This is a genomic window from Actinobacillus lignieresii, from assembly GCF_900444945.1.
In the GTDB taxonomy this organism is placed as follows: Bacteria; Pseudomonadota; Gammaproteobacteria; order Enterobacterales; family Pasteurellaceae; genus Actinobacillus; species Actinobacillus lignieresii.
The window spans coordinates 98136-110148 of the sequence record NZ_UFRM01000001.1 but is presented as its reverse complement, the minus strand read 5'-3'; the positions used below and the strand labels follow the sequence as shown (position 1 = coordinate 110148).

Genomic DNA, 12013 nt, shown 5'->3' with positions numbered 1-12013 from the left:
GGAATGCAAATGTTTGATTTGTTTTTATCGCTGAACCCGATTTTACAAGCCTTTATCGCCGGTTTGTTTACTTGGGGCTGTACTATTTTCGGTGCGGCTTTTGTCTATTTTTTTAAAACGGTAAACCGCAAATTACTGGACGTGATGATGGGCTTTGCCGCCGGTGTGATGATTGCCGCTTCGTTTTGGTCGTTACTCGCCCCTGCGCTGGAATATGCCGAACCGAGTTACGGTTCGCTTGCGTGGCTACCGGCTGCGGTCGGTTTCCTTGCCGGCGGTTTTTTCTTACGGATGATCGATAAAATCGTTCCGCATTTACATTTAAGCAAACCGCTTACCGATGCGGAAGGGATGCCGAAGTTCAAAAAACATCTGTCTAAAAGTATGCTATTGTTTTTGGCTATCACCATTCATAATATTCCGAAGGGGCTTGCTTTAGGTGTCACGTTCGGCGCTTTAGCTTCGGATGTTGCCGATCATCAGGCGATGCTTACCGCCGCACTCGGCTTAGCCGTCGGGATCGGTTTACAAAATATTCCGGAAGGATCATCGCTTTCTTTACCGATTCGAGGCGAAGGCAAAAGCCGTAAACAAGCGTTTTTATGGGGTGCGATGTCCGCCGTTGTCGAACCTATTGCCGCCGTTATCGGCGCCGCATTCGTACTTTCTATGACGGCAATTCTACCTTATGCGCTCGCTTTTGCCGCCGGTGCGATGATTTTCGTAGTGGTGGAAGAGCTAATTCCCGAATCGCAAAGCGGCGGCAATACCGATATCGCTACCTTGGGCTTAATGGTGGGATTTGTAATTATGATGGTATTGGACGTGGCTTTAGGCTAAGCTACCGAACATAACGCTTCATCTAAAAAGGATTGATATGATTTGGTATAAGGCACTGTTTTCGTTTCAAGGGCGGCTTAACCGCCAAGGCTTTTGGATCGGCTTTGCGATTAACTTTATTTTCTTATTTATCGTTGCAAATTTTTGGTTAAATTCGACCGCTTTCAATCTGATCAGTTTGCTTCCGCTTGCATTATCGCTATACAGTTTATCTGCGGTGATTATTAAACGCCTACACGACCGAAACCGTTCGGGAAAAGCGGTTATTATGGCATTTGTACCGCTTGTGTGCTATGGTGTATCGCTTTCCGCGCAAGACACGATGCAATGGCTATTGGGGATAATGATGCCGATGTTTATCGGTACGATGTTGTTGCTGGAATGGGGTGTATTTAAAGGTAATCCGCAAGCGAACCAGTATGGGGAAAAGGGACTAAGTGTTAAATTCCTAGCGCGCTAGAATCGTACTAGGTTAAATATAATGCCTCTTTGAGGCTGCCGATATGTAACTAATAACAAAAACGCTATAATCTGCTTGAACTTTTATTCCCTTCTGAACCGCCTGAGTGTGTTGCAATTTGTAGAAACATTTTTCTTGAGCCGAGGGCGAATCTAAAATGTTTCGTTAAGCAAATTTCAACTAAGCGAAGAAAAGCGGTAAAGTAGGGTTGCCTTTCTTTGCCTACTTTCTTTGGCAACGCAAAGAAAGTAGGAAAAAATTAAACATCACTCAATATTTATCTATATAAGATTAAAAAAAGAAACTATTAATAATGCTCAAACTAAACTATCACAAAACTCATTTTTTAACTTCCGCACCGGATATCCGTCATTTACCGGAAGACAATGGTGTGGAAATTGCCTTCGCCGGTCGTTCAAATGCAGGTAAATCTACAGCTCTCAATGCATTAACCAACCAAAAAAACTTAGCAAGAACCTCAAAAACACCGGGGCGCACCCAGTTAATTAACTTATTTGAAGTCGAACCGAATTGTAAGTTAGTCGATTTACCGGGATACGGTTATGCCGCGGTACCTGAGCAAATGAAGCTCCAATGGCAAAAAGCGTTAGGCGAATACCTACAAAAACGTGAATGCTTACGCGGTGTGGTAATCCTAATGGACATTCGTCACCCGTTAAAAGATCTCGACCAACAGATGATAGAATGGGCAGTATCCGCACAATTACCGGTGTTATTGCTATTAACCAAAGCGGATAAACTCAGCCAAAGCGCAAGAAGTAAAACGGTAAAAATGGTGCGAGAAGCGATTTTACCGTTCCAAGGCGATATTCAAGTCGAAGCCTATTCCGCTTTAAACAAAGTCGGTATCGATAAACTTTCCGGTAAATTGGATAGCTGGTTTGCCGAGCAATTCCTCAATCAAGGAGCATAATATGTACGATTTAAACGAATTACGCCAAGAAACGGACGAGATCATCGAAAACCTATTAAACGACGGTTCGGATCCGGAAGCTCTTTATATTATCGAACACCACGTGGCACACCGTGATTTTGATAAACTGGAAAAATTAGTAGTGGATGCTTATAAACTCGGCTATGAAATCTCAGAAGCGGAAGAAGTTGAAGAAGAGAATGGCAAAGTGATCTTCGTATGCGATATCGTGAGCGAAGTCAATTTAAATGCCGACATCATTACCGCCCAACAAAAAGAATTACTGCCGCTGATTGAAAAAGTCGGTGCGGAATATGAAGGTTGGGGTACTTATTTTGAAGATCCGAATGCGGAAGATGATGAATATGGTGAAGACGGCGAATTCTTCGATGATCAAGATGAGGATTTTGATTTTGACGAAGAAGAAATTACACGTCACTAATAGCTAAAAAATCCCCCATACGCTCGTGTGGGGGATTATTTTATTGTGCTTAAAGCCCTTTTTTGACCCAATAACGATACGGGGTGTTTTCCGTTTCGCTATTTAGCAATTGATGATCCATAAATTCGCAGAAGCTTGGAATATCTCGCGTAGTGGCAGGATCATCCGCCACAATTAATAATACCTCGCCTTCCGCCATATTACGAATGGTTTTGCGAGTGAGCATTACCGGCTCCGGGCAACGTAGCCCAAGCGTATCTAATGTTTGATCAATTTTTATATCCGTCATATTTTTCTCTTATGTTTTTATCTTATGAAACTATTATTTACACAACATATCAAGCGACTACAGCAAGTCGTTCAAATGATTTTAGAAACTAACTTTCTCAGCGGTTTATGGATTCACTCCGGTACGGCTCGCTATCATTTTTTAGATGATCAAACCGCCCCCTTTAAAATAAACCCACATTTTAACTACTTCTTCCCTTTTCCGACAGCAGAAAATTGCTGGTTATTTTTAGACGGCAAAAATAAACCGACCGTCTATTTCTATGCGCCGAACGATTATTGGCATACGCCACCGACTGCCCCGACAGATGCTTTTTTTGCAGATGAATTTCAATGGATGATTTTGCAAGATAGCCAAGAAATTGCAAAATTTATCCAAAATCCGACCGCTTGCGCCTTTATCGGTGAAGATGAAAACTTGGCAAAATCGCTTGGTTTTAACCAAATCAATCCGCAAAAAGTGCTGAATCAGCTCCATTTCGAACGTTCGATTAAAAGTGAATTTGAAATCAAAGCCATTTACCAAGCACAATTTGCAGCACTAAAAGGTCATCAGGCGGCAAAACAAGCCTTTTTTGAAGGGAAAAGCGAGTTTGAAATTAACCTCGCTTATCTAAAAGCCAGTCAGCAATCCGATTTAAATGTGCCTTATGGCAATATTATTGCCATAAATAAACATTCGGCTATTTTACACTATACCCAGCTTGATTGTGTTCCTAATCCGCAACAACAAAGTTTTCTGATTGACGCCGGTGCAACCGTACACGGTTATGCCTCCGATATTACTCGTACTTATGCGGCTGATCCTAATAGCGAATTTGCAGCAATGATTAAGCAAATGGAACAATACAAATCTCGCATTATTGAGCAACTCACTGTTGGGGTAAACTATCTGAGTTATCATACGCAAATGCAGCAATGGATTGCTGAAATGCTGCACGAATATGATTTTGTTCGCCTTACACCGGAACAAATTTTTGAAGAAGGGATTTCCAGAGCCTTTTGGCCACACGGTTTAGGACATTTGCTTGGACTACAAGTACACGATGTCGCCGGTTTCCAACAAAATCATCGTGGTACTCGCAAATCACCGCCGGAGGTTTATCCAAGTCTGCGCTGTACTCGTGATTTGGCGGAAAATATGGTGCTGACGATCGAACCGGGGTTCTATTTCATTGATATGTTGCTGAATCCGTTGCAAAATAGCCCGCTTGCACGTCATATTAATTGGCAAAAGATCGCTGAATTTAAACAATTCGGCGGCATCCGTACCGAAGACAATATTGTGATGCGTTCACAAGGAGCGGAGAATTTAACCCAAAAAGCGGAAATTGAACTTCAACTTTCTGATCATTAAAGCATTCAAATAAGGAACTGTTATGCCATTTCTTTTTATCTTATTCGGCATTTTTCTGTATATCTACCTCGAGATCTCACTACTGGTCTCAATCGGCTCCCAAATCGGGGTACTACCGCTGATTTTGTTACTGATCGGTATTTCGGTATTAGGCTTATGGTTTGTGAAATTACGTGGGTTATATACCATTTATTCAATTCGTAGTGAATTAAGCCAAGGCAAAATCCCGACCCAAGCGGTTATCGGCTCACTCCTGTTTATTTTAGCAGGCATTTTTTTAATTATTCCTGGTTTTTTAAGCGATATTATTGCGATTTTATTAATGTTGCCGGTAACTCGTCATATTGCCGAACGCTATTTGATGCGTTTCTTTAAAGCAAGAGTACGCTTTAGCCATTTTTCAAGCGGTCAATTTTCACAGCAAGATAACAATACCTTCGATGCCGAATTTGAACGTAAACAAGATCAAGATAAATGGATTAAATAGTGGATAAACATACGCTCGCACTCTTGAAAGTGCATTTTACCGCAATCCTTTTTGGTACATCCGGTATTTTCGGTGCATTAATTGAAAGCCGCCCGGATACACTTGTGCTTGGGCGAGTGATGATTGCGCTTGTTTGTATCTCTTTGTATTTTATATGGAAAAAACAACCGCTTGTAAAACTCACTCGCCAAGCATTCTTTAACCAAGTGCTTTCCGGCGTCTTACTTACCGCCCATTGGGTGACATTTTTCACTGCCGTGCAAGTAGGCGGTATCGCCTTAGCAACCTTAGGCTTCGCCAGCTTTCCTGCTTTTGTCGCATTATTTGAAATGCTCTTTTTTAGAGAAAAACTCAGTTATCGTGAAGGCTTTTTACTTGTGGCGATCACTATCGGCTTAATTTTGGTCACACCGGAATTTACCTTTGACAATCATGCGACATTAGGGCTTTTATGGGGTGTTTTATCCGCTTTGGTCTATGGCGTGTTGGCGGTTGTAAATCGGAAAACTATGAGCAAATTATCCGGTACACAAACGAGCTGGTGGCAATATTTAGTAGCGATGTTGATCCTTTTACCTTTTTCGACGACAAGTTTGCTCAATGCTCCTGCCCTCGATTGGTTTTGGATTTTCTGTATCGGCTTTTTCTGTACCACATTGGCATACACGCTGTTTGTTTCCAGCCTCGATACGATCAACGCCCGTACCGCTTCGATGATTATCTCGCTTGAGCCGGTATATGCGATTGCAATTGCGTGGCTATGTTTTAACGAAGTGCCGACATTAAAAATGTTGATTGGCGGTGCGATTATTCTACTCTCGGTCGCTTGGGCTAACTTAAAGAAATAAATGATGTTTAAAGCTAAATTTAATCAAAAAAACACTCCTCGTTCTGCAACAAACAAACCGCACTTGCAAAATAGAGCAAAAAAACGACCGCTTAAACCACTGCTTTCGTTTGAAGATACTGTAGTCGTGTTGTTTAACAAGCCGTTCGACGTACTGACTCAATTCACGGATGAACAAGGGCGACAAACACTGAAAGATTTTACTCCGATTCCACAGATTTATCCGGTCGGTCGTTTAGATCGTGACAGCGAAGGCTTATTGTTACTGACTAATAATGATGTCCACTAATCCTGAGGTATGGCATACCGAAAAATCAAGGTTGCGTTTAGCACACCACCAAGAAATTGGAATCAATGCCGTACAAATTGCAGGTTCTGATCCGCTTGAGATGGCACAAGCCGCAAAAGTGAATGTGGAATATGGAGCCGATATTATTGATATTAATATGGGCTGCCCCGCTAAAAAGGTAAACAAAAAAATGGCAGGCTCCGCCCTGCTGCGTGAACCTGAATTGGTGGCTGACATATTAAATGCAGTTGTAAATGCTGTTAATGTGCCTGTTACCTTAAAAATCAGAACAGGTTGGGATCCTGAAAACAGAAATTGCCTGACAATCTCTCAAATTGCAGAACAGGCGGGAATTAAAGCCCTGTCTATTCACGGGCGTACCCGCAGTTGCTTATTCAACGGAGAGGCTGAATATGAAAGTATCAAAGCAGTCAAACAGGCTGTTTCGATCCCCATCATAGCCAATGGCGATATTACCTCACCGGAAAAAGCCAAATATGTGTTGGATTACACCAATGCCGATGCGGTAATGATTGGGCGTGGCAGTTTCGGTAACCCTTGGTTATTTCAGGAAATCAATGATTTTTTTGAAACTGGACAATATTCCGGCTTAGCCGATACTGAAAAGTATCAATTGATGTTTAAGCATATTGAAGACCTGCACCAATTTTACGGTGAAGAAAAAGGTTATCGAATTGCCCGCAAACACGTTGGCTGGTATGTAGAAAACTTGCAGCCGGAATCAAATTTTAAACGCACTTTTAATACGTTAAGCTCAACCAAAGAGCAATTAAACGCATTAGAAGATTTTGTTAAATCGATTCGTTAGAATCTTAATAATAAAGTTGGATAGAAAAAAATGTTAGAACAACAACCTACACAAAACCCATTAACAGTAACAATGTTAAATGCACAAGCCCAGCAGGTGAATAAACCGCTACGTGATAATGTAAAAGCTGCATTAAAAAACTATTTATCACAATTAAACGGTGAAGATCCGACAGAATTATACGAGTTAGTATTATCTGAAATCGAACACCCAATGCTAGATATGGTAATGCAATACACCCGTGGCAACCAAACCCGTGCAGCTACAATGCTAGGCATTAACCGTGGCACATTACGCAAAAAATTAAAAAAATACGGTATGGGTTAATCTAACCGACCGTTAAAACACGATTTTAATTCGTATGTAATTAGAGCCAACAAAAAACGCTGAATATACTATTCAGCGTTTTTCTATTTTATTTTACCGTCTAAAACTTCATTTCAAATGCTAAACTGAAATTTCGCCCCGGTGCGGCAAATCGAGTGTAATTGCTACCCCGGTCTTGATTGACTGCATTCACACTAGATTGGCGTACAGACTCCCAAGTGGAATATTTACGATTAGTTACGTTATAAATACCGCCACGTAAAGTATAATTTTTATAGTTGAGATAGCCCGTAATATCATGCGTATACCAAGAATTGGTGAGCTTACCGCCTAAATCAACACGATGTATACCGTGGTGTCGTGTTCCGGAAACCTCCTCTGCTTTTTTAGCTCTAGAGTAAGTAGTTGTAATTCCAATTCCCCATTTTTCTTCGGGATGATCATAGCCAAATCCAAACACATAACGAGCAGGTTGAATCGCATCTAATATCGGATCATTTACACTGGTCAATCTTTGGTCGGTGAGTTTCCGATCTTTTACTTTGACACGGTTGTACGCTACCGAAGAATAAAATCCATCAGGAATTAGTGAGAGAATACCGTGTAGATCGAATTTAGCGATTAAATTCACTCCATTTAAAACCACATCTTGAATATTATGGTAGTTATAGAAACATTCGGATTTCTTATGTGTGAGTTTTTTACAAGCCGTTGCGATCATATTCCGATAATTATTTCGGAAATAGCTCACATCAATATAACCAAATTGCCCTTTAAAACTTACCCCCATTTCATGATTCATTGATTTTTCCGGCTCTAAGCGGTGGTTGCGTTGCTCATTTTGCACATATTCATTATCAATCAAGCCAATATGAGTTCGTTTACCATAAAGTTCGTAGAAAGCCGGTACTCTAAATCCATTGGAAATACGGTATGAAAGTGCAATAAAGTCGCTTGGTTTGAGCGTGATACCACCATTCCAAGACCAATTTCGATAAGTTCGACTAAGTGTCCATAGATCATCAGATTTAAATCGATGTTGATCAAAACGTACCCCTAAGCCAAGATCAACATACTCGCTAGTTATTAAATCACGGAAGCTGACAAAACGGCTATCCCCTTTAATTTTACGAGGTTCGCAGTTTAAAATACCACCCTGTTTATTATCACATAATGATACAGTTTCAATACTACGTGGAAGGCGTCGATAGATATAAGGATCATCTAATCGTCCTCTGCCGCGAATATTGATATAGCCGCCTTTGGTGTATTGGGCATACATATCACCGTGGTTCATTAGAGAATTAAAACGATCAAAGCCAAGGCTAAAATTCATCTTATGAGTCTGTTTAAATATCCCTTGCCCAGCAGTAAATGCTTTATCAAATTCTAAGCGGATCAAGCGGTGTTTTTCTTGATAATTATTGCGTTCAGTTTGATACATAGACCAAGCTTTATCCAAGCTAGGGCGGCAATTTTTATCAACGTTCGGATAATCGCTACAATGCAAGCGGTGCATACGGCTATATAACTCAATATTTTGTTTATCAGCAATAAGTTTAAAACTATCCAGCCAACGATTATTTTCCGGCTTATATTGATAATTGAAACCTAAACGACGTTTATGATGATGTTCATCAAAAAATTTTACATGGCTATAGCGAAGCCCATAAGGAATTGTTCTATCTAATACTAAACCATCTAAAATATTATTACCTTCATAGACCGAATTTAATTTCCATAAATTATCTACCCTAATATTAATATCTTCTTTTGTATAGTAAGCAGGTACTTGCATATCACGCATATCATAACGCTGCTTCGTATCTTCTAAAACCGCACCAAGATAATGAGAGGAGTTAAAATGATAACCTAATTTCACAAAAACAGAATTGCTCTTATAATCCAAAGGATTTGGTGCAATACGCTCTTTACCTGTATATTCTTTAGCAGATAGTTGCTTAGTACGATAAGGAATTTGCTCAAGCTGTTTACGCTCTTCAAGAGTATACTCAGGTGCTTTTCTAAGCGGAAAATTATCACGATTCAGTTTTACATCGGCACGGGGAGTACAATCTAGTGTTGGGCAAACATCTTCTACGATAAAAAATAGCCCTCCTGGAGCATTTTGTGCAGACCCGGGGTAAAGATCATAGCGATTTTCGAAACCAGTTATACGTTGAATATTATGATGTACTTTATTAGCTGCAGAGTGGATTTTTGTCTCCTTACCGTGACGATGGGTCGCAATCACAAGGGCTTCAAATCCGTTGGCTTCTCCCGCAGCGGCAATAGATTGTAAAAAATGGCTATTTTTGCTGGTATAAGCGGTCTTAGTATCTAATCCCCACTGTTGCCCATCTTTAATTACATCCTGAGCATCTTTACTGCGGAAACTAATTGCTCCACCGAGAGCACCAGAGCCATATTCAGCAGAGCTTGCCCCTTTGCTTAATTCAATTGAGCGAATATTCTCATATTCGATTTCATTTATCGCCCCACCATTAGCACTTGAGCCGAGAGTATTATAATGCTGTGCTTGTGGTAGACCATCAACTAACATAGCAACTCGGTTTTTATCTACTCCTCGAATAGCATAACCACTACTAGCCCCTCTACCTTGTTCAACAACCGAAATCCCGGGATCATAGCGAGTTAAATCACGAATCCCAAGAATTTGATTTTTACTCATCTCACTATAATTTTTAACAACTTTTCCTAAGCCGGTTACCTCGTTTTGACGTTCGTGAGCGTAACGACTTTCTGTTACAATAACTTCGTCTAAAACAGCCACATCACTATTTTCTGTCATTTTTTCATTTTCAGTCGCCGCACTATATGAATGGGAAAGTGCAAACAACACCGCTGACGCAATGGTTGAATAGCGAAAATGATGATATTTCATTATCATTAAGTAGGATCTCCTTTATTTAATTTTGCAAATTTTTATAAAAAATAATCCGCTTGCTTAAGTGAAACGAGCGAAGAAATTATGATTATTTTTCTATTTGACGTTTACCGCCAAACATAATACTGACTTTATCTTTATCCGTTTCTGCACTATGTACAACGCCACCTAATTCAGTTGCCTTAGGACCGTAGAATCCCCCTTCAAATTGAGCATTCATATGCACTACCGTACCACCATTCGTACTTTTCGGATCAAGATTAAAACCAGAATCGCCCGTTTTGGCTGTGCCTGCAAAACCATTCCCTTTCAGCTCGCCTTCAAGTGTCAGCATTGGGCGTTCTTCAACACCATCATTAGCAATCAGTTTGCCATTGATTTTTTTATTGGCAAAATCAACATCAAAGAGTGAACGAGTACCACTTTCGCTGTTACTTGGCGATTCAGCCCCTACCGAACCGGATTTGCTATGCATTACTCCATTCCAAGTACCACGATATTGTACTGTCCCTGTTGGTAAATCAGACACAGCTGTCCGTTCACCTACTAAATATTGATGAGCACTATCACTATTGTTTTCTTCGTTATAAGTCCCAAATTTGACATAATCCAAATTATTGCAGCAAACTGAAATTCGGTACGTTTTCCCATCAATAATACGAGTAACCACATCATCAAATTTCATCTCGGCAAAGCTTTTTTTACCTTCTGCAATAAGTGGAATCTGCTTATTGTTAATAATCAAATGTGTCGCATTCCCGAAAGTATCCATCTCAGATTTATTTAAATCTTTAAGTTTAATTTTGAAAGCATCAAAGGTACGTTCACTGTCATTTTTTTTAGCATCTCGTTTGCCAGCAAAAACAACAAATACCGACTTATCATCAGCTAAGAATTTACCGGCAAGTTCTTGAGCCTCCCCACCAAAAAATCCGCCTTCTAGTGTCGTAGAGCTTTTCCCAAAATAAGGATCATCTGGATTTTTTGCGTTTGCTTTACCTGAAAAGCGATTACCTTTAATTTTTGCATCAATATCGTAAATTGGCGTAATTTCTTGATCTTTGCTACGACTAACATATCCATTACGCACCAATGTTCCAGTTAAAGTTTTATTAGCAAAATCAGCCGTAAATTCTCCTGTATGTCCCATTGGTTTTGTAGGGTCATCCACATTAACATCGTGACTATTTTCCGGTGTCGCACCAATATTTATGCCTGCGGAATCAGAAAAATATTTACTATCTCTCCCTTTTCTTGCATCGGTAGTAAAATCCCAATATCCTTTATAAGTAGCTTTTTGAGTAGGCATTGCTTTTGCTGGTTCAGTGCCTAAATAGTAAACATACCCATGTGCACCTGTTCGCAAAATTTCTTTAGGCTTTATTTCAGGTTTTGCACCAGAATGCAGAACATAGCCGGAACGGACAAAATTAAAATCTCTTGTATGTAGTTTGTGCTTACCATCATGAGTATGACTAAATCCGTCATCACTCCTACCGTACGCTTTTACCTCTTCTTCATACGGAATTTTGGTTATATCTCCAGTAATCTCCGTTATATCACCAATAGGAGCGACTTCTTCCCCCCCTTTCGCAAAAGGTTGTAAATTACGACGCGGAATTTTGGCTGAAAAACCAAATCCCGGTTTCAATAGGGCTTCCGCTTCAGTACTATTTACTGTACGTCTTGCATTGCTATTATCATCTTGTAAACTTGGCTTTTTGGGGGTAGTTTGCGTTTGAGATTCAACTTTGGCGGATTGAACATCAAAACTTCCTCCATTTGATGAACAAGCAGCCAGTAGTGCTGCATTAAGCAACACAAAACTACTTTTAAGTTTAAACATGGTGTCTCCTTTTATAAAACAAATAGTAATAATTCTCATTTTATTAATTATATAAACTAATGTAAAGATTTGAACTTTATTATTTCAGGATTATGCTAAACGTTTTTACGGTAAGTTAATGTTTTTAATTAGGGGAGATGAAGGAAGGCATAATTAGCG

Annotated in this window: 11 protein-coding genes and 2 pseudogenes; 10 read left to right on the top strand and 3 right to left on the bottom strand. The window is 40.0% G+C overall.

Features of this window, described 5'->3' with window-relative positions:
* Nucleotides 1–9: 9 nt before the first annotated feature.
* The 4 genes from DY200_RS00545 (at nucleotide 10) to rraB (ending at nucleotide 2676) form a co-directional block, all read left to right on the top strand.
* Complete coding sequence (locus DY200_RS00545; RefSeq protein WP_115586506.1) at nucleotides 10–840, top strand: ZIP family metal transporter; 831 nt, start codon at nucleotides 10–12, stop codon at nucleotides 838–840.
* A gap of 37 nt (nucleotides 841–877) precedes the next feature.
* Nucleotides 878–1300, top strand: a complete 423-nt coding sequence (locus DY200_RS00540) for a DUF805 domain-containing protein (RefSeq protein ID WP_115586505.1) — start codon at nucleotides 878–880, stop codon at nucleotides 1298–1300.
* A gap of 313 nt (nucleotides 1301–1613) precedes the next feature.
* Nucleotides 1614–2234, top strand: coding sequence for a ribosome biogenesis GTP-binding protein YihA/YsxC (gene yihA / locus DY200_RS00535; RefSeq protein ID WP_005595740.1), 621 nt, complete (start codon nucleotides 1614–1616; stop codon nucleotides 2232–2234).
* A 1-nt stretch (nucleotide 2235) separates the two neighbouring features.
* Entirely contained in the window at nucleotides 2236–2676 is a 441-nt protein-coding gene (gene rraB, locus DY200_RS00530) for a ribonuclease E inhibitor RraB (RefSeq protein WP_115586504.1), read from the top strand.
* 49 nt (nucleotides 2677–2725) lie between these two features.
* Here rraB and tusA read toward each other — a convergent pair whose 3' ends face one another.
* Nucleotides 2726–2965, bottom strand: coding sequence for a sulfurtransferase TusA (gene tusA / locus DY200_RS00525; protein ID WP_005603270.1), 240 nt, complete (start codon nucleotides 2963–2965; stop codon nucleotides 2726–2728).
* 24 nt (nucleotides 2966–2989) lie between these two features.
* Here tusA and pepQ point away from each other — a divergent pair, with 24 nt between their 5' ends.
* The 6 genes and pseudogenes from pepQ to fis all read left to right on the top strand — a co-directional run bounded on the left by pepQ (nucleotide 2990) and on the right by fis (nucleotide 7100).
* Complete coding sequence (gene pepQ / locus DY200_RS00520) at nucleotides 2990–4321, top strand: Xaa-Pro dipeptidase (RefSeq protein ID WP_115586503.1); 1332 nt, start codon at nucleotides 2990–2992, stop codon at nucleotides 4319–4321.
* 22 nt (nucleotides 4322–4343) lie between these two features.
* Nucleotides 4344–4808 carry an FxsA family protein gene (locus DY200_RS00515; protein WP_115586502.1) on the top strand — a complete coding sequence of 155 codons (465 nt, stop codon included), beginning with the start codon at nucleotides 4344–4346 and terminating at the stop codon, nucleotides 4806–4808.
* On the top strand, nucleotides 4808–5656 hold the full coding sequence (locus DY200_RS00510; protein ID WP_115586501.1) for a DMT family transporter: 849 nt from the start codon (nucleotides 4808–4810) through the stop codon (nucleotides 5654–5656). Before DY200_RS00515 ends, DY200_RS00510 begins: the two co-directional genes overlap by 1 nt.
* Nucleotides 5657–5932 (top strand): annotated as a pseudogene (locus tag DY200_RS00505) (pseudouridine synthase); the annotation flags it as partial. It lies immediately after the preceding gene.
* Nucleotides 5931–6773 (top strand): annotated as a pseudogene (dusB, locus tag DY200_RS00500) (tRNA dihydrouridine synthase DusB); the annotation flags it as partial. The pseudogenes DY200_RS00505 and dusB, both read left to right, overlap by 2 nt.
* A 30-nt stretch (nucleotides 6774–6803) precedes the next feature.
* A complete protein-coding gene (fis, locus tag DY200_RS00495) occupies nucleotides 6804–7100 on the top strand; it encodes a DNA-binding transcriptional regulator Fis (RefSeq protein ID WP_006247967.1) in 297 nt (98 codons plus the stop codon).
* Between the two features lie 100 nt (nucleotides 7101–7200).
* Here the strand turns inward: fis and DY200_RS00490 are convergent, their stop codons facing one another.
* Complete coding sequence (locus tag DY200_RS00490; RefSeq protein ID WP_115586499.1) at nucleotides 7201–10005, bottom strand: lactoferrin/transferrin family TonB-dependent receptor; 2805 nt, start codon at nucleotides 10003–10005, stop codon at nucleotides 7201–7203.
* Between the two features lie 91 nt (nucleotides 10006–10096).
* Entirely contained in the window at nucleotides 10097–11854 is a 1758-nt protein-coding gene (locus DY200_RS00485) for a transferrin-binding protein-like solute binding protein (RefSeq protein ID WP_115586498.1), read from the bottom strand.
* Nucleotides 11855–12013: the final 159 nt, after the last annotated feature.